The organism is Anaerobiospirillum sp. NML120511 (assembly GCF_023050955.1).
GTDB lineage: Bacteria > Pseudomonadota > Gammaproteobacteria > Enterobacterales > Succinivibrionaceae > Anaerobiospirillum.
This window is the reverse complement of sequence record NZ_JALKIK010000026.1, coordinates 36,132-56,881: the sequence shown is the minus strand read 5'-3', so window position 1 is coordinate 56,881 and position 20,750 is coordinate 36,132. Positions and strand designations below refer to the sequence as shown.

Annotated in this window: 6 protein-coding genes; 5 read left to right on the top strand and 1 reads right to left on the bottom strand. The window is 50.0% G+C overall.

Annotation, left to right across the window (positions count from 1 at the left end):
- Positions 1–585: 585 nt before the first annotated feature.
- A complete protein-coding gene (locus MXE39_RS08355; RefSeq protein ID WP_246978403.1) occupies positions 586–3,918 on the top strand; it encodes a hypothetical protein in 3,333 nt (1,110 codons plus the stop codon).
- A gap of 487 nt (positions 3,919–4,405) precedes the next feature.
- Here MXE39_RS08355 and MXE39_RS13100 read toward each other — a convergent pair whose 3' ends face one another.
- A complete protein-coding gene (locus MXE39_RS13100) occupies positions 4,406–5,620 on the bottom strand; it encodes an FkbM family methyltransferase (protein ID WP_246978405.1) in 1,215 nt (404 codons plus the stop codon).
- A gap of 2,951 nt (positions 5,621–8,571) precedes the next feature.
- On the opposite strand from MXE39_RS13100, the gene MXE39_RS08345 reads away from it, so the two are divergent.
- The 4 genes from MXE39_RS08345 (at position 8,572) to MXE39_RS08330 (ending at position 19,802) form a co-directional block, all read left to right on the top strand.
- A complete protein-coding gene (locus MXE39_RS08345; RefSeq protein ID WP_246978407.1) occupies positions 8,572–10,662 on the top strand; it encodes a methyl-accepting chemotaxis protein in 2,091 nt (696 codons plus the stop codon).
- Positions 10,663–12,006: 1,344 nt separating this feature from the next.
- Positions 12,007–14,004 carry a methyl-accepting chemotaxis protein gene (locus MXE39_RS08340; protein WP_246978409.1) on the top strand — a complete coding sequence of 666 codons (1,998 nt, stop codon included), beginning with the start codon at positions 12,007–12,009 and terminating at the stop codon, positions 14,002–14,004.
- 3,042 nt (positions 14,005–17,046) lie between these two features.
- Positions 17,047–19,050 (top strand): methyl-accepting chemotaxis protein, encoded by a 2,004-nt coding sequence (locus MXE39_RS08335; protein ID WP_246978410.1) that lies wholly within the window; start codon positions 17,047–17,049, stop codon positions 19,048–19,050.
- 605 nt (positions 19,051–19,655) lie between these two features.
- Positions 19,656–19,802 carry a hypothetical protein gene (locus MXE39_RS08330; protein ID WP_246978412.1) on the top strand — a complete coding sequence of 49 codons (147 nt, stop codon included), beginning with the start codon at positions 19,656–19,658 and terminating at the stop codon, positions 19,800–19,802.
- Positions 19,803–20,750 lie beyond the last annotated feature (948 nt).

Genomic DNA, 20,750 nt, shown 5'->3' with positions numbered 1-20,750 from the left:
GTAGTCGGATGGTGTTGAAGATGGGCACGTGGCGTGGGAGGGTTGCAACTAATGCAGTTATTTGCCACAAGAGGGGCTAAATTAAGGCCATGGCCATGGATATTGTGTACAATAATCATGTACCTGCTTATGCATGACCTGCACTGATATTGAGATACGGTAAAATTTAGCTCCTGACAGAGCAAGACTGCATGCAGTTGATGTCCCCGCAATGGGGAGGCTGTGTACTTATGCATCAGGTGCCGGGCAGATATCAGTTATGCTGATACCTGAAAAACTTTATAAAACTGCAGATAAAACACCTCGCCTGTTACTGATATGAACAAGGCTTCAGAACAGCAGGCGTACTGTAGCAGACAGTTGCTGCATACAGTTGTGGCAGACAGCTTTGGCTGACAGTTGCTACATACAGTTGTGGCTGACAGCTTTGGCTGACAGCAGTGCGGTGGTATACACTCACTTGCTGTACGAGAGCTGACGGCTTCTTTACCGGACAGCACTGCAGTGGCAAATGATAGAATTATTAATATCCAAGGCATATTTACAGGAAAGTCTGTAAAGGACTGACCTGTCATAACATTTGATATGACAACACTTACTTTCCCTATTAAGTCTTTCTGCTTTGTAGACAAAGTTGAAGACAGAAAGCTGATACTTACACGTGTTGCCGACCTGGTTGATGGCCAGTGGGTGGCACCTGATATCAATAACAATATCCCTCTCAGATACGAAAACAGAGTAAGCATCTTTGCCCGAAATCTTGGTGAACAGCCAGGAGATGCAGGTATCTGGGAATGGAGCTGTAAACCTTCCCCTGATGACTCACGCTTTGACCATGTAACATCAAACAGAATTTCCGGCAGCCCTGTTCAGATGATACTTGTAGACAGTAAGAGCGAACTGCAGGCCATGGTAGATCAGCTTAAGACAGGCATAAACATTAACACTCCTGTCTTTCGTCTCGATACTGTCTTTGCTGTCAGAACAGGAGGCGGCTACTCAACCGTTCTGGTAAGGGCCGGTGAATTTGAATACAACGGTTCAGCGGTCAGACTCAGCCCTGAGGCCAATGCCTATCTGCCTTGCTATACCTTCAGTGAAAAAGATGTTCTGACCATATACGATTTCTATAATTATCGTATGCTCAGAAAGGACGAACTGCCAGCGACAGATAAGACTATTGGCCTGTCTGATCCGGCTCCTGTAATCAGGGAAATGTTCCTCGATCGTCTGTCATGGTCATTTTTCCGTGATGTCGGACTGGGCAGCAAAAAAGACTGGGCCAATGTCAAATCCATTATGGAGAACATCCTGACTCCATCGCTTACCGATGAGGTCGCTACAAGTATTGGCTGCAGCAAAGAGACCTCAGCTCAGCTGATCAGAGACATGATCAGTAATGCTGACAAGGCCTTTGAAGCCAAGGACTTTGACATTGAGCTTCTTAACAATGTTATTGCCAATAACGACAGCATTCTGGAGATCTGCGCTCCGGCCCTGAAGAAGCGCTACAGCGAATTTGAAACCGCACTGCTTGATCATTCAGAGAACTCTCTGAAAAATATCTCTGCCAATATTGCCAGGATTGAGGAGCAACTGACCACCAGCCCTCCGGCTAATGCAGATGAACTCAGGAACAGCAAAGATGAAACCTCCCTGTGGTCATCACGTCTTGATGTGGCAAGACTTCTCAAAGAAGTCGATCAGAAGAAGGCTGCTCTTGAGTCTGAGCTTGAGGAAATCAGGAAAAATTCCGAGTCCATCAAAAACAGGGCATTAAAAGACAAGGCCGCCATGGAAGAGGCAGAGTCCGCCCGTAAAGAGCTGGACAGGCTTAAAAACGAGTATGACCGACTTTCAAAGGAGCATGACAGGCTCACAAAAGAGCTTGAAAAGCAGAAAAAGGATGCTGCCAGGGACCTCAAAGACAAGGATCAGGAAATCGCCAAAATTCAAAAGGAGAGGGACAGGCTGATCATTGAGAATACGTCTTTGCTCAACACGGCTAACGAGAATCATGACATCATTGAGAACGGTTTGCGTTATGCTCAAGAGACAAATGAAGAGAATCTTGAATTAATCAAAAAGTATAAGGCGAATTACCGCTCCCTTAGCGCTCTTCTTGTGGACTATCATAATTCCAACACCAGCGCAATTGACTTGATAATCGCTATATTTGAAACCAAACCAAAGCTCACCAAGTCAGAGCGTGATACGCTTAAACACCTCAAAGATCAAAAGGAAAAAATGACCAGGCTGGTCATGTTCCTTGAAGATGAAATTGAATGTTCAGAGCCAGACTCAGACTCACATATTGAGCTCAGTGAGGCAGCCACCGATACTGCCGGAGCCGTAACCGGCAAAGCTGACTCGAAGACAGCTGAGGAAGAGAACAGCCAAGCAGATATGGAGAGCGATGCCGAAGAAGGCAGCGAAGTTGCCACAGGCAAAGACAGAACCACAATGAGCTCACGCTCTTTATTCTCCAGTCTTCTCAATAAGGACTCCTCCGACAGCAGCAGTGCCGAAAGCAGAACTGCCGTCCCAGCCACAGCAGGAGGTGACAAATCATCCGCAAGTGATGGCTCAAGCAAGAGCAAGGTCAGTGGTAACCGCACTGTCAAAGCCGGCATTGCTGACACTGATGTCTGCGCAGCAGGATCTGTCTGTGATGACAGCGATGATGCCGCTCCGGCTGTTGCCCCTGGCGGAAGCGTAGCAGCGTCCCCTGCAGCGGTAGCCATGACCGGAAACACAGTAGCTAAGACCTCGCAGATTCAGGGACAGCATGTTCAGGAACAGCATTCTCAGGACAGCTTGTTTGGCTGCCGCTTTGCCCCGGCTGTTCCTGACAGCATGTGGTATATCGCTCCATCTGGCCTTACCTGTGAGCATGTTGCAGCCGGTACCTCAGAGCTGCTCGATGTTCTTCGTGAAAAAGTGGGCAGCGGTCAGGCAGACTTTGAGCTTCCTGCTGCAAGAGCTCTGGAGAAGCCACAGGACTTTATTGATGTTCTGCACAGCAATCTGAGCTCAGAGCCTTGCATGAACACCAGCACTGGCAGAAAGACAGTGCCTTTTGTCGAGAGCAAAATGGCTCTCATGCTCTCCTGCTGGCTGTTTGCCCACAGATTCAACAGATATCCTCTGCTGATCTGCGGTCAGGGATCCCGTGGTATTGCTCAGGCCTTTGCCCTGTCAGGCAACATGGACCTCATTGAGGTTACCCCGGGTCAAACCGGCAGCAGTACCGATCTGGCAGCAGCGCTTAGTTCACCTGCAGTACGAGACTCCTTGCCTGAGTCTGAGCTCTTTGTGAACAATCCATTCACCTCCCCTGAGTGGTACAACATGATGCTCTGGCTTAATGAGCACAACTGTACCAATGCCATCATCAGCGCCCCTCAGAGCGATGAGCTGGTCAACAATGCTCAGTCCATTATGAGCTGCTGCTGCCCTGTGCTCAGTGAGCTCTTTGTCAGTGACAGCGAAAACTGCTCTGCTTTCAACTGTGCAACCATGAAGGCTCCAGCAGACAGCACTGGCGAGTATGGTTCCCATATCTGGCAGACTGAGGAGTCAGAAGAGGACGGCAAACTGCTGTTTGCCGCCTCTGAAAAACTCAACCTCAGTCCGGCAGCACTGCGCAATATGCAGAACATGCTCTTCTGTGCCCGCCAGATGTACAAGCAGCAGAGAGGATCCATCAGCGTTGATGACGCCCGTATGATGGAGCTTCTGTTCTTTGTAGCACCTGCCGCCGCACTGACAGGTGATCACGAAGTGCTCGGTGAGTGCATGAGAGGACGTAAGGTTATGAGCATGCTGACACCGCAGGCCCGCCAGGCACTCAACCACCTGCACAGAACAGCAGAGCAGCGCGCCATGCGTGCCAAAGGACAGATATCACTGTTCTAGCATTATCTGCACAGCAGGGCTATCAGGCCAGGCTGCGCAGACCGCGCCACCCTGAAGGCCAGTAATGCAGGCAGCCCCCATGCAGCAGCATACAGGAGGCCATCACCGGCCATTGCATGCCGCCTGGCCAGCTCCTCATGGCAAGCAGCCCATCCATATGACAGGCGGCATGACCTGGCCGTGCTTTGACTGTTCCCTGCTCAGTGCCTGCACAAATGATCCATGGCTGGCAAGGGCGGCACAGGTTTGAGTGCACGGATGTGCAGATCGAAAAAAGGCAGATATCCTCGGATATCTGCCTTTTTCTTTCTCAACTGGCTGGCATTCAGACGCCATCTGAACTCCGCAGCCATATGCATTCAGACCCTGTCTAAGCTACTCAGCCATGTGCTTTCACGCGCCATCTGAGCTCCGCTGTCCTGTGCATTCAGACACCATGTGCTTCCAGCAGCCGGGAGCCAGGACTCAGACGGCGGCACTCATGGCGCTATTCCTGCCAGGCAATGAGCACCAGCTCGTAGAGCGGGTTGCCAAAGCAGGAGCGGCGCAGACGGAATTTGTAGCCCAGATTGAGGCTTTCAAGCCAGCCCTTGAGCTCATAGAACTCATGAGGATTGTGATAACAGGCAATTACCAGAAGAGGCTTCTGTTCAATAATTGTCTGACGGGCACCTTCTAAAATAGGCTCTTCGTAGCCCTCCACATCAAGCTTGAGCAGGCCCACTTCGAGATTTCTCTCCTTAACAAAGCTGTCGAGGGTAATAACCTCAATCTGCTCGTAGAGCTCATCTACCTGAAAGTCGCGGGTCAGAGTAGCCATGGAGTCACGCTCACCCTGAATCTTGCTCACGCGCAGGCTGCCTGGCTCAGCTCCCAGGCCTTTGTTAATTGCCTCTACGTGTCCTGCCTTAATATCGTCTTCAAAGGTTGTGGTCAGTTCTTTGAAATTGGCCCCTACCGGCTCAAAGCTGATGACATGAGACTCAGAGAAGAAGTGACGGAACACGGCAATGGTGTCGCCGATAAAGCCGCCACCATCGATGATGTTTTTGCCTTTGACGCGGTTGATTACTTCACCAGGCAAGTCGTACATGCCATACATGTTGGTGACAGATGAGCCCCACTCCAGATTCACGTTGTTGAGAAATGGGACAGTTCCGGAGTCGTACAGCTTCTGGTAGTGGTTGAGCAGAGCACGGTCAGCATCTGTCCAGGTAAGATCATTTTTGACCAGCACTGAGCTGCCACCGGCTGCAAGTTCACACAGCATCATATGCCTGTCTACATAAGCACAGGAAATACCGTCCATGCCCTCTTTGAGCTTAGCCAGAACCTCTTCCATATTGTGAGTCTGGTGATATTTGCGGAACTCAGCTGACCATCCGCTCTGAAGCACAGAGTAATTATCAAGCACATGCTGGCCAAATTCAGCCACATTCATGGCCTTTGCCTGTCCATTCTTATCAGAGAGCACAGCTACCGGCTTTGCAGAAACACTGACAGTAGCCTCTGCAACAGCTCCGGCGCCAGTGTCAGCACTGTCATCAGCACCTGCAGCAACAGTACCATGAGCAGCGGCTGCAGATGCAGCCTGCTCAGCAGCTGCCTGCTCTTCCTGCACAGCTGGAGACATATCTGACTTCGATGCCTTTGCAGCCTGATTTACGGAGCTGCTGTTCTTCTTCCTGTTTTTTGCTGCCACACTAAAATCCTCGCGCGCCTCGATACCAGGCGCCTCAATCTTCAACCTGCAGGCCCTCAAGCCCAAAAATCATGCTGTGCCATACCTGACCTGGTCAGTCCAGGCCAGTACAGACAAGGTCAGTCCAGGCCAGTACAGACAAGGTCAGTACAAGCCTGGCCATTACGGGCAGATCCGGCTTACGCCAGCCAATACTGATAAATCCTGTAAGGCCGGGGCTCAATCTCAGGAGCTTTCTGCTACCCTGTTGATGACACAGTGCCGCTTATCATAACCCAGCCTGCCCCTGCTTGCCATAATGGCCATTACATAAGGGATTGGCATACACCAAAATCCGGACGCCCAAAAGGTAAAGCAGCTTAAACAAGAGTGCAGGCAGACTATAGTGCTGCTCGAGGGCGGACCATGACATAAACTGCTACGGGCCCAGCAGATGTGCCAGGAGGCCGCATCTTCCACCTCCACGGTAGATTGGCAAAGGCAAAGTCGTTGGGGTATGCATGGTCCTGCAAGGCAATGAGGCTAACAGTATGAGTTCAACCATAGGCAAGAGCCTGAAAGGGCATGAATACACAGGTGTGCCAAAGGTCTCAGATACTGTACTGGCAGCCAAATTAAGTCGTTTGCTGCCTGCGCAGGAGCTCTGTTGACGACCTCCTGAGGATGTGGGCGACGTTCTGCGAGGGGATAAGGGCATTGGTCCGTTAAGGCTAATGGACCATGGTATGTGCAGGGCCGTGAGCATGTCATGGCTCGCAGGTTATGAGCATTTCATGGGGCGCAAAGCTGTGTACAGCCAGGCCTGACTGGCCTTCCCGGCAAAATGGTATGGGGTCTGACCTGCTCGCGTACATTACAGGAATCTATCCATGGTAGACAGGCAGCCATTCATGTTAGCAGTCAGCGTTATGAGCATACTTACACGCTTGCGAATACCTATGCCTTGTAAGGTTCAGAACGTGCTATTGCTCAGTAATGGCACGGCCTTAAAGAGGGATATGATGATGGAGATGGAACTTAGGAGTAATGTGGGGCGTGGCTATGAGCAGTCTGAGCAAATTGCAAGTTGGGTGCTATGGCTGATCTGATATGAGGCGCTACATGTTCAGAATAATAAATAGATGATTATTAACCTGTCGTACAGGCTGTATCGAGATGCTGTACCATGCGGGGTGGGCAGAGCACGCCTGAATTTAACAGCTGTTTTCTCTGTTTTGTAAGGCATTAAACGAGCATAAAAGCTGATATAAATCACATTTAATCATATGTTAAAGCCGGGGGTTCACACCATGAGCCTTGCACTGTTTCAGGGAATAGTCATATGCAAATGTATTCCGCAGTTATGCGTATTTTTTACTTTTTTACGCGTTAGACATTTCGTCAAATACCAATTGGCTGAATCCTGATTTTATGAGACTTGCAGCCATTTCCATAGTTACACCATTCCAAACATTATGCGATACTTTTACCATGACTGTTTGCTTTTTATACGCTCAATAAGATGCATACGAAAGTATAATACGGAATGCTCTGTGTTCACTTGTGCACTGCACGCTATTGCGATAATGCATGCCCTTCAGGCTTATAAACAGACTGACCTCAGGCGTGCCTGAAAGCTTTACTGGAGCCCCGGTCAAGCTTAATAATACTTTTTCACAAGTAAACACTGGCGCGATTTGCCCCTGCTATCAGTAGTGAATTATGCCCGTACCTCCATGCCACATGTTGTATAACGGGTATAAGCGACACTGACCATTCCTGCGCTTCTTTCCATGTCATGTTCATGTATGAAGGGCTGATGCACCAGTAAATGTAGCGGCATAAACTGTGTGATCGGCCTTACTCTGGTGATGCCCTGCCTGCCTGAATAATTCACATGCATCAGGGCTGTATGGCTCTGAATATTGGCTATAAGAACTGAGCATAAAGAGCAAAGGGACTGCCTGCAGCTTAAAAAGTCATGTTCATCAGGCCCCTGTTCAGTACCAGTACCTGATCATCTGTTGCTGACCACTCCGTCATTGCCTTACGAGAGCAATGAGTTTCAGACAAACAGTATTTTCAGACAACAGAAATTCTGACTAATAACATAAGCGCTCAGTCCTCACCTGGTCCTGATGGCTGTCCATAATCTTTGAAGACCACTACGGTTACCTGGGATTGCCTGTGTACCTGCCTTATGCTGTGCTGCAATCCCTCTGAATCCCAATACACGCTGTTACCAGCATTACAGCAGTGACAGCAGCAAAAGCCCAGCCCCTGCTCCTTTGACTCACATCGAGCACATGCTGTTCCTTATTCCTGTTAAGCCCGTTGAGCCTGTGCAGGCTTTATAACTTACGAAGCTCGTGAAGCTCATTAAGATCAAGGCCAGACAGAGCAGGCTGGCTAAGACTTCTGTCATGGTCATGGGGTTATGGAGCTGCACTCCTGCATACACGCAGTTATTTAATTAATCTGTGTGACTGTGAGGGTCATGTGTCCCTCCTCTGCACTGATTAAAAGCTTTTCTTTGCAGTATCCAATGCCGTACTTAACTCGGTCATTGCAACCTGTATGCAATGATTGACGCAGCACCGGCAAAGAACTGTTTCCTTTTAGTTTTGTCCTGGGTCTGCTGCATGATGCGGACCTTAATACAAGGTGTTATACAACCTTTACGCTGTGTAAGCTTATCTTCACCCTTTCCCCTTTTATGGCGCAGTCAGTGCGCCATGGCAGCACCATGCCAGTCAGGCATGGTACCAGTACTCAGCGCCATGCCAGTAAGGCACAGTGCCTGGGCTCAGCAATGCCTGGGCACAGCAGCGTCCGGCACAGGTGCTGCAACAGCATGAAGCCGGTCCGTTGTGCTGTCCGACTCCGTAAGGAGACGCCTGTTGCGGGCTGGCTGACTGTTTTTTGGAGAATGTGAAAGATAGGCACAGCATGTTCCTATGTGAGGAGCTGACATGTCAGCGCTTAATAACAATTTGTCATCAAGTGCCCCATCCTATGCTGCCGAGTCTGCAGGCAGCTCCGCCAGTGCCGGCAGTGCCGGCGGTGAGCATCGCAGTTCGCTGGTAAAGCGCATTGCTGCTATTTCTGTAGCTGCAGCTCTGCTGGCTTTTATTTCCATCACGGCTGTGTTCTACCGCATTTCATCGGCACTGATTGAAAATGAAATCATTATCAAGCAGCTTCCGGCTGAAACCAGTCTGATCGCCAGCAATATCCGCGCACAGATCGATCCTTATATCCATCTGTCCCGCTCCATGGCAGGCTCCGTATACACAATTGACTGGATGAAAAAAGGCGAACCTGATTCAGGTCAGGCTCTTTTTGAGTCCAACAGCCGTTCCCTGCGTGAACGCAACAATCTGTTCTCCACCTTCATGGCCTCTTTCGTAAACAATGTTTACTACTTCAATGGCAAGAGCAATGGCGCTCTTGATATTGACGGTCGTGACTCATGGCTAAAAGGTATCATGAACAGTCCTGATGAATTTGTTCTCAATATGGACAAAGACAGAAACACAGGCAATCTGGCACTGTTCGTCAACTACAAGATGTTTGATGACCAGGGCAAACTCATTGGTATTACCGGCGCTGCCGCACAGCTCAATATACTCAAGGAAATGATTGCCAGCCAGAAACTGGGCAAGACTGGTGAGTTCTTCTGCATTGACGAAAGTGGTCTGATTCAGCTGCATGCCAACCAGAGCTACATTCTCAATACCAATGTCAATGAGATTGAGCCGGGCATGTTAGAAGTCATCAAAAATACGGTAGACAATCCAGGTCACTCGTCTTTCTTTACCTCTCAGAAAGATGGCCAGGACTATATCATCGTAGCCATCAAAGACCCTGAGCTTGACTGGATTATCGTAGGACGTCTGCTTGAGTCAGAGGTTATGGCCCCGCTCAAGAACATTCTGATTCAGTCCACCATAGTCATTATGGTGATGATTGTGGCCCTGTTGATCTTCAATTCCTATATTTCCCGTATTCTCAACCGCAGACTCAATCTGCTGCAGCTTAATATCTCCAATTTCTCCGATTACTTTGAGCGCAAAACCGGTTCGCCAAATCTCAAGCGCGCCAGTACCAATGATGAAATTGGTGTAGCCGTCCAGACCCTGTGTAACATGGGTGACCGTATCGAGGCCGGCCTTAAGGACAATATGGCTGCCATGAATGCTGTACAGGAAACGATTGACAACGTAAATCAGGGCAATCTGCACTCCCAGGTAGGCTATCGCAGTCAGGATCAGTACATTTCCGTCCTTATTGACTCGCTCGATCACACCATTGCCACTGTGAATACCGTTATTACCGAGGCCTCCACTGTTCTTGGTTCCTATGCTCAGAACAACTTCACCGCCCGTGTTGAGAGCCATGGTTTTGAAGGTCAGTACCACAGCCTGATGAATGGCATTAACCGTCTGGGTGAGGCCATGTGTGAGCTGCTGCGTGACCACAAGGAGCTCTCAGATGATCTAAAGGTCAAATCAGGTCAGCAGACTGAGGCCGTATCCACAGTAGCTTCAGCTCTCAAGCAGCAGCTGTCCCTGATTGATGGTACTCTCAATGCTACCCGCACCATCACCGACTCCAATGTCGAGGTAGGACGCCGTACCAATGAGATTGAGGAAAATGCCTCCCGCATTCAGAATGTGGTAGCCACTATCCGTGAGGTAGCCGAGCAGACCAATCTGCTGGCCCTTAACGCCGCCATCGAGGCTGCCCGTGCCGGTGAACATGGCCGTGGCTTTGCCGTGGTAGCTGATGAAGTACGCTCTCTGGCTGGCGTTACCCAGAGCAGCCTCAATGACATTATCTCCATCTCGGAAAAGCTTATTGAGAACATCCATACTCTCAAGTCTTCAGTACAGACTCAGGCCCAGTCCATTGAGCTTATTGAGCACTCCTCTGATGAGCTGCGCAGCAACAGCCAGAACAACGCTACTCTGGTAAATGATGCCCAGAACATCACCCTTGAGCTCGACGCCATTGCCGAGCGCATCTCCCACGAGGTGTCCTCAAAGAAGTTTGAGGTCTGACGGCCCCACCGGCCACAGTTCAGCCATGGGCATGGCAATGCCCATGGCAATGACCATGGCCAAAGGCATGAGCACGCATGTCAGGTTGCAGCCCCACGGCCATATGATCCGAACCTGCCCCTGCCCCTGCCCCTGCCAGGGATTTAGCTTCAGGGCAGAGCAGATACAAAAAGAGCATTCCCGATGCGCCTGTATTGGGAATGCTCTTTTTTCATGCGTATATTTTTTGAACAGTTGTGCGCACAATGCTCATAAAAGTGTCAGACCTGCAGACGCCCCTGTTTTATATGCAGTCATAATCAGGCCTTAGCAGCACCTGTCTGATGGCTGTAATATTTGCTGTTCCCTGATCACAAATACGGAAAAGAAAAGTAGCTAAAATCGCCCGGACTAATATAATGCTTTGTTCAATTAGACAAACTGACATAAAGGCCAGACTGACCTGACGGTCAGCAAAGACCTGGACCAGCAACTGACCAGGCCACATACTTCATAAACCTTGCTGTTTAATCTCTGTGAAAATTCAGCAGGCAGCTCAGCTGTTATACACTGGTATCAGAACAGTCTGCTGGCAGTCATGACCGGTCTTACGCTGGCCTGACGTCCTTGCGCAGTGACCTGCGTGGACTGCAAAAGCACCCAACTATGGTTTTATCTTAGGGAGTCAGACTGATTCAGCTCATTAAGGTCAGCGGTCTGTACCTTAAAAAGAATCTTAACTGCAGGAAGCTCCGATCAGGTGCACTGCAGATTTTGCCTTTGTACTTTATTTTGCTCTTCGCTGCTTTGTAGTGCAGCGGGCATTTACCGTGATGCCATGTGCAGAGCCCCAAGCGGCCTGCATGACATGCTTTAAACTGTTTTCTATGCTGTTTGTAAAAGAGCTGGTGGCAAGCCATGCTCAACGCAGTTCTGTATGCAACATTCAAAAGGTTTTGTAACGCGGCTGCAGATGACACACTGTCAGTGGCCGTAATGAATTATTGTAGTTACCTTTCCAGTTTTTCCCTGCAGGCCCGTCCTGCTTTTGTTTTATTTACCCCGTACCACTGCTCCGGAGCTGCCTTGCTGCTCCTGCACTCATAATTTTAAGTACTGCAGTCGCAGGTGCAGCTTCAGCTGCGCATCGGCGGCATCGGCTGCGCATCGGGTGCGCAGGCAGCGTCATGTTAAGCATGCTGTCCGCATAATGCGTGATGCAGATGCCGGTCAGATACTGAAATTATGATGTCTCTTTTCTTCCTTTGTAAAGCGGCAGCATCTCAAGGCCATGTAACATGATGGAACATGGATGTGGTACGGATACATTCTTAACTCTTATATCTTCCATCTTCAGGAGCCGTCATGGTCAGAAATTCTCTGGTCCGTCGCATCGCCTTTTCCAGTGTCCTGTCGAGCCTGCTGGCAATTATAGCCATCACGGCCGTTTTCTATCAGATTTCGGTATCGCTTATCCGTCAGGAAATTCTCCGTGAGAAGCTTCCGGCTCAGGTAAGACTGGTGGGGGCCAATATCCACGCTGAGATCGATCCCTATATTCAGCTCTCCCGATCCATGGCCCGTTCCCGCTATGTCATCAACTGGATGCAAAACGGTCATGATGAGGCCGGCTGGAAACTCTATCAGGATGATGTGGATACCCTGAAAAAAGAGTATGGCCTGTATTCTACTTTCCTTGCTACCTTCACCAAAAATATCTACATCTACAATGGCCGCAGTGAGGGCCCTCTGCAGTTCCAGGGACGTGACGCCTGGCTCAATGAAACCTTGCAGAGCCCTGAGCGCTACGTAGTTAACACTGATGTGGATGATGTGACCAACGAGCTTGCCCTGTACATCAACTACAAGGTTTTTGATGACAATGGCAAGGTAATCGGTGTAGCCGGTGCATCAGCCAATATCAACGATCTCATTTCCATGATCTCCCGCATGAATCTCGGCGGTGGCGGTTCTACTTTCTGTATTGCTGACGATGGTGTTGTTCAGCTTCACTCCAATGCCAAATACATTCTCCAGGCAAAGACTGATGACATCTACCCTGGTCTTTACTCAATTGTCAGGGACATTGTTTCCAAAAAGAGCAAGCTCCCATATGCTGCCTACACAGATCCCAAGGATGGCCGGGAGTACATTGTTCAGGCTTACCGTGACAATGAGCTTGAGTGGACCATTATCGGCATGATTCCACGTGAGGAAGTTACTGCCCCTCTGCTTCTTATTATTGAGTCTGCAGGTGTGGTCGGTCTGCTCACCATCATCATGATCGCCATCTTCAACTTCTTCATCTTCAGACTGCTGCGTGGTCGTCTTGCCCTGCTCTCTTACAACATGAAGGCACTGTCTGACTTCTTTGACCGCAAGACCACTGCGCCTGATTTCCGCCGTGCCCGTGTCCCTGATGAAATCGGCGATACCATTGATACCATGTGCAGCATTGGTGAGCGAATGCAGGCTGGTATTACTGACAATGTCAAGTCCATTGACTCGGTACAGAAAGCCGTTGATGACGTAGGCTCAGGCCGTCTCAATACCAGAGTAGAATATACTCCTCAGGATGACTATGCCGCTGCCCTGGTAAGATCCTTTAACGGCACCATTGCCAGTGTAAACGATCTGCTCAGTGCTGTTATGGATCTGCTCCACCAGTTTGAAAACAATGACTTTCGTGGCCGTATGGACTCCTCATCTGCTCAGGGTACCTACAAGGAACTGATAGACGGTATTAACCGTGTGGGTGAGGCCATGAGCACAGTGCTGGCTGCCGACAGGGCCCTGTCAGACTCCCTGCGTCAGAAGTCCCAGCAGCAGACTGTTTCTGTACAGGCTATTGCCAAGTCCATTGAAGATCAGCTGCGCCTTATCGATAACACCATGGCCGCTGCCAGATCTATTACTGACTCCAACGAGGAAGTAGGTCACCGTACCAGAGAGATTGAGGATAATGCTGCCCGCATCCAGAACGTGGTGGCCTCCATCCGTGATGTGGCAGATCAGACCAATCTGCTGGCACTCAATGCTGCCATTGAGGCAGCCCGTGCCGGTGAGCATGGTCGTGGCTTTGCCGTAGTAGCTGATGAAGTACGAGCTCTGGCCGGTGTCACCCAGAACAGCCTTAATGACATCATCCAGATCTCAAGCCAGCTCATTGAAAACATCAACACCCTCAAGAGCTCAGTACAGTCTCAGGCTCACTCCATCACGATGATTGAGACATCATCCGAGGATCTGCGTGCCAACAGTCAGAGCAACTCCAACCTGATTGCCGACACTCAGAACATTACTCAGGAACTCGACGAGATTGCCGAGCAGATCAGCCAGGAAGTCTCCCACAAGACCTTCTAAGTACCGCGCCCACCCGGGCCACAGCACCGCCGCCCTGGCAACATGCCGGGCGGCCGCTACCAGGGCCACAGTGTTACCACTGTGGCCCTTTGTTTTGTCTGCAAAACCACTAATCAACGGCCCAGCATGCCGCCCTGCCAGCTGCCATGCCTGCTCTCATGCCGATGGTCATGCCGTCTGCACTGCCAGTTGCCCGTCAACCAGACTGACATCCCCTATACGACATAACGCTTTACAAAATTAATAATCTGTCTGTATTTTTTCAGCAGTTCATTATTATCTTTGCCCGCCAACCATGGCGGCATCATCACGTAACCTTTACAAAACGTATTACAGATTAATCTGTTCAACAGTACACGTTGAGCGATTGCGCAACTTAAGGCCACCGATATGAGCTCATACCATGCCTGTGGCATGTGTCATGCCACACCACAGCACACAATACCTGCCTCAGCGTGCCAGCCTCCTGCACCTGTCTTAATGCCTGAACCTTGCCATACAAATCCAGCCAGGCCAAGGCGTATGTCGAAATATTAGCGCCCTGCTATCCCCGTCTCAATGGCAATGTCTGGGGATTAGTGTTTTACTTTCAGCGCCCTGCAATATGGGCCATGCTATCCCTTGCCTGCCATGGAAGCACTGCGCTCCCGAACAAACAGGACATGGGCGCGAGAATACTGACATTACTGCCCAGCCTTTCTTAGCTCATATCAGTTTACATAATTAAAAGTAAAGCGTTTTTACAGCAACAGGCATTTTGGATTTCAGAAACAACTTGCGGCTCAGTCCCTATACTCAACTGCACTCCAGCAGCAGACTCCTGTAGAGGCAGCAACGCCGACTCGCATCGAAAACACAGGTACACAGCTCCCTCCCGCAGACACCTTAGCGGCTTTTGCAGCTGACGATGCTGATAGAGCTTCAGTTGCTGTTACAGTTGTATACGCATTTGAAGATGCTTCATAAATTAGCTTATGACCTTATGGCGGTCGGCAGCGCATCCAGTCACTGCTCTGCACATATGCAGGCAGCCGCCCTCATGTCATTAAATGGGATGCAATGCGCTGCAAGGCAGTGCGACGCCAGACAATGCGCTGCAAGGCAGTGCGACGCCAGACAATGCTATGCAATGCGCTGCAAGGCAATGCTGTGTCATGTCACCCCTTGCCACTGCAGATGAGTTAAGGATTTATCACCTGCTCATGCTGTCCTCACCGATAAAGGAGGGCACGGCAGTTCAATCCATGTCTGAAAATGATATACATGCGTGAGTGGCGGAGAATGTCAGATTAATCGGCAAGCCGTTCATTTAGGGGGTTTTGGTGCTGTCTGGCAAGGTGTAGCCGCTTCAGAAGCGTTGGCCAGTGCCAGCCACGCAGCGCAGCTTTCAGATAGATGGCTGAGTGATTCCGCACATACAGAGGTGATTCAGGTAAGGCACCTGCACATGGTGTGAGTACGGGACAACAGCCGGTCAGGAGCAGATGCAGATGCAGATGCAGATGCAGATTGGGCAGATGGGAGCGTGGCGTGCTGAGAGCAGGTTAAGCGGGGCGGTAATGCTTCATATGGGTATGCCGCGTTGCCTGGTGCTGTTATGGCTGAATCATATGGTCATTCATCTGACTTGCGGGATGCTCTCTGGTCTGTTTGAGAAAGGAGAACGCAGAGACTCTATGGCCTGAAATTATGGCAGCAAAAGATGGAAGTATGTTTCGTATTTTGGGCTGGATCTTTACGCACATGTATTCAAGTACTTTTGGAAAAAAAACGGTCGGTTTTATGTATCAAGAGCACTTGTAGTACAAGATATTAATGGCATGATTTTATGAATGGCGCAATTGGCCTTTATATGCGCAAAAGGCATAGTTATCAGCTTTATTAGGTAATATCTATATTGTGACCAGTACTTGTACGGCAGTTTTGAATGCCTAGATATAAACTTTTTGTTGAAAATGTGCCCTGATACGTACTTTAGGGTTTGATTTGGCGTTATCATATGCTCCGCCAGTTAGCGAAAATTATTTTCATTTTTTTACTCTGAGGATCTCATTTCTCAGAGCTGATTACAGGCTAAATGCTGCCGCAAAATGTTGCACTGCTGCCGGAGCTGTCCAAAATATGGACATGGTTAATGATTACTGGCTCCCTATGGCAAAAGACCTCTCACGTGCCCTGTGGAACCTCCTTGATTATTGTCGCAGAGGTGGTCACTGCTGCGTCATGGTCCAGAGCGAAGTATGTGTTCATGCGAGCATATGATGCCGGTGCCGTCATGACAGTCTGAGCACCTATTCGACACTGCCTGATTTCTGAGGTTTCAGGCATTCATACTGTATATCCCGTAAGGCTGAGTCCTTGCAGCCTCAAAGAACGTTTACTGTAGGACATTAATAACGCTGACATCCCTTAAGAGCATTATGGCCTTAGGCAAGTCGGCTGTGCTGTTTTGCTTTTCCTTGCAGCTGCTTCAGCTGAACATTGCCGACAGACACCTGTACTTGTGTGTTTAACCTTACTGTCTCAAGAAGTACCGGGTGGGATGAGTATTTTCTCCAATCAGGAAAGGCAATTTATTGTAAGTGTCTGAGGTCCTGAGCAAAGAGTAATGAGCGCGGCTGTGCTCATGCCGCTGCGCGGCTGGAGCATGTGACAGCGGCACAGGTGCCTGCAGCTTAAGCTGCTGCGCTGCGGCTGCGGCAGCAAATGCTGTATGGCAGCCGGGCGGCATGGCTGCAGCTCAGCTGCAGAACAGCTGCAGCAGATCCGCCTCTGGGCGGTGCCTGTCATAAGTTCATAGTGCGCGTTTAATTGATGCTCAGGAAACAGGAAACAATCGCCCCACAGCCAGGTTATGAGGCTTGCCGCACAACGCGGCTGTGGAGTGACAAACCTTGCTGATGCAGGCTGACTGCAGTACCGATCAGACAGACAACGATCGACAGACAGAAAAGAAAGAAGCTGCTGTGTGAGCACTACAGCTGCCGGCAGTACGTATATTGTGGTTGTAAAGATTGCGCAACAGGCGCAGTGGAGCTAGTCATGGCCTCTGATAGCAAACAGAAATCCCTGGTCAAAAGGATCTCTGCCATTTCCACAGGATCTGCAGTTCTGGCCTTCGTAGTGATCGCCGCCGTGTTCTTCATGGTCTCGACCTCACTGATGAAAGAAGAGATCGTACACAAACAGCTGCCGGTAGAAACCCAGCTTATTGCCGGTCATATCAAGGCAATGGTCGATCCCCACATTGCCCTGGCCCGCTCCATGGCCACCTCAACCTATACCATTGAAGCTGCCCGTCATACTGCAGACAAAGAGCTTATTGGCGCCTTCTTTAAAGAGCGCGAGTATATACGCAAGAACTACGGCCTGTACTCATCATTCCTTGCTACTCTGGTCACCAGCGAATATCTGTACAATGGCGAAAATATCGGCAAGCTGCAGATGAATGGCCGTGACTCCTGGATTCAGGCTGTTTTCAATCATGAAAACGACTATGTGGTAAATGTCGACTTTGACAGCTTCAAAAAGCAGCTGGTCATGTTCATCAATTACAAGGTTTTTGATGAGAGCGGCAAGCTTATCGGCGTTACCGGAGCATCAACTGAAGCCAATGAGCTTATTACCAGCATCAGCAAGGAAAAACTGGGCGACAGCGGCACATTCTTCTGCACCAATGAGCAGGGTGTCATTCAGCTCCACCCTGTTCAGGAATACATTCTCAAAAAGAAAATCGATGATGTGGATCCGGGCATTTTTGCAGCTGTACAGCGTGCTCTGAACAGCCCGGACCACAGCACCTACTACACCTCATCTGTCGATGGCGAGGAGTATGTGGTAGTAGCCGTAAAGGATCAGACTCTCGACTGGATTATTGCCGGCAAGGTCTCAGTAGATGAGGTCATGGCCCCGGTACGTCTCATGCTCTTTGAGACTTCCCTGGTTATTCTGGTAGCTGCTGTGCTCTTCCTCATGCTCAGCCTCTATCAGACCAGTATTCTTACCCGTCGCCTGAGCCTTCTGAGCATCAATACCAGTGCCTTCTTTGACTTCTTCCAGCATCGTACTGAAAAGGCCAGGCTGATCCGTGCCCGCAATCTTGATGAAATTGGTACTGCTGTAAATATGCTGTGCGACATGAGTGAGGCCATTGAAAAATCCATGATCGATAACAGCAAGGCCATCGCAGCTGTTAAAAACACCATTGATGAAGTCAACAATGGTCACCTCGACTCCCGCGTTAACTACAAGTGCCAGGATCCTTATACCAGCACTCTTATTGAGTCCCTGGATGAGACCATTGAGACCGTTAACCACGTTCTTGATAACGCAGTATCTGTACTGGAGAGCTATGCAGGTAACGACTTTACCGCGCGTGTGGACAACAACGGCTATCAGGGCCGTTACCAGTCACTGCTTGAGGGTATTAACCGTGCAGGTGAGACCATGTGCCAGATGCTTGAAAGTCAGAAGCACCTGTCAGATGACCTGCGTGTCAAATCAACCCAGCAAACTGATGCCGTCAATGAAATCACTGAGGCTCTTAACAACCAGCTGATGCTGATTGATACCACCATGACTGCAACAGCCAACATCACCGACTCCAATAAAGATGTAGGTGAGCGTACTGAGCATATTGCCAACAATGCCGCCCGTATTCAGAACGTGGTTGCCTCCATTCGTGATGTGGCTGATCAGACCAATCTGCTGGCGCTTAACGCTGCCATTGAAGCTGCCCGTGCCGGCGAGCATGGCCGTGGTTTTGCCGTGGTAGCTGACGAAGTTCGCGCTCTTGCCGGTGTCACCCAGAACAGCCTTAACGATATCGTGCAGATTTCAGACAAGCTTCTTGAGAATATCCGCACCTTGCGCAACTCAGTGCAGTCCCAGACCAGCTTCATCAATGAAATCGAGGTCTCAGCTGATGAGCTGCGCACCAGCTCTCATGGCAATGCCTCACTGGTAAAGGGCTCGAGCGAAATTACCATGCAGCTTGAATCCATTGCCGACTCCATTGGCCACGCCATTTCAGACAAGCGCTTCTAGCCCGCCCTGCCCTGCCATGCCATGCCAGGCCAGGCCATGACAGCCACTGCCAGGCCATGCCATGCCATGCCATGCCGGCCCCGCCATCCTTCGCCCGGCGGACAGGCCCGATCAGCCGGCCCTTTGCTGGACCGGCGGGGCTGGTCGTTCGATAGGCTGCAAGGCAAGGCTGTCCCTGGCAGGGAGCACGTTTAAGCCTCTGGCTCGTGCAAAAGCCATAATGATTTCACTGCGCAGCCGCCAGGGCTCACTGAGCTGTCGCTCAGCTGCGCTGATAACCTTTTCTTTTCTGTTGTACAGGTCGCGCCCCACCGGGGTCGCGGCCTTTTTTCATTCTGAATACGCACTATCAGGGCCGCCTGTCGCTCAGAGCAGTTGCGGCCCTGTCATCACTGCATTCGCGGCCCACCCTTCGTATGCCTGAGGAGTGTACGCGCCGCTGAAGCCGGTCGTGGCTTTGTTGCGGTAGCCGATAAGGCTCGTGCCCTTGCAAGCGCCTCCCAGAACAGCCTCAACAACATCATCTCCATGCCAGGCATCTGTTGCAGAACACCGGTACACTCAAGCAGTCTGTTCAGGTTTAGACCAACTCCATCAGCCTGATTGTGTCTTCGTCTGATGCCCTGAGCGTCAACAGCCGTAACAATGCCACCATGATTTCCCAGACCTGCGCCGTATATCAGGAGCTTGACAATATGGCTAACCGCATCCCTGCGACGTGTCCTCCAAGAGCTTCTAATACCATCAGCTAAAATCAATACCACAACTGACATGGCATCCCCAGCTGCCAGCAAAAGCCCGCTTCCTGTAATAAACAGAAAGCGGGATTTTCACTTTATAAAACACATTATAAAGGTCATCAAACCAGACCACGTACCAGCCCCACGCAGCTTCTCTTCCCCTGACCACACTGCTCCGCGTCCCGGCCCATAACAGCTCAGCGCTCTGCGCTAATCACCTCGTCCTTAGCAGCTCTGCCTGCTCCATGCACCAGCGCCATACCTGAAAATACTCCACAAGAACTGCTGCCATGCAGCAAATACACCATCTGGCACTGAGATGAAGCTCCTTATCGCAAGTAACACCTCAGCCAGCTTCACCAGGGATACATTGCTACGCCCAGAGATGCACACAGGTACGCATTACCATAAAGTTAACCCACTCAACATAAAGTATGGAGCGCGCAGCCACATGGAACATACTTAAGACCAGAAAGAATTTCCATCAAGCTGCCCGGCAGGTAAAAGGAAAGGTCCAGGGACAGTCACAGAAGGTCAATACAGTATACTTTTTCTTTTCAGACTGACGCACCGCCGCCTGCTCAAACTAACACCGAATACACAATCGCAAGCGTTTACGGTTTTGCGGTAATACAAGATTATAAATATTTATATAAATTATTTACTCAATGTTCGCGCACTATAAACACCCCTCTATAACAACGTATTTATCGCATTTTCTCGGTTTTTATATAGATAATGTTTGATCTATAGGGATGGGTAGTGCCATTTCTGGAGTAAAAAAGTATTGGACATCTGGTTCGTGCACGGTGTTAGAATAGGCGCGTTTGAAGCCGCAAAATGTCTGCGGCAATGCACGACAGAAAGGTTTCTGATGTCGCGCTTGCCTGGAATTATTATCAGCTTCGTCCGGGTCCTTATGAGGCCCAGTTTAACGAAGTATTCCGCAGGGTCATCTTG

Excerpts from the sequence above, each read along its gene's own strand:
- MXE39_RS08340 (WP_246978409.1), top strand. The coding sequence starts at position 12,007 with ATGGTCAGAAATTCTCTGGTCCGTCGCATCGCCTTTTCCAGTGTCCTG.
- MXE39_RS08355 (WP_246978403.1), top strand. The coding sequence starts at position 586 with ATGACAACACTTACTTTCCCTATTAAGTCTTTCTGCTTTGTAGACAAA.
- MXE39_RS08345 (WP_246978407.1), top strand. The coding sequence starts at position 8,572 with ATGTCAGCGCTTAATAACAATTTGTCATCAAGTGCCCCATCCTATGCT.
- MXE39_RS08335 (WP_246978410.1), top strand. The coding sequence starts at position 17,047 with ATGGCCTCTGATAGCAAACAGAAATCCCTGGTCAAAAGGATCTCTGCC.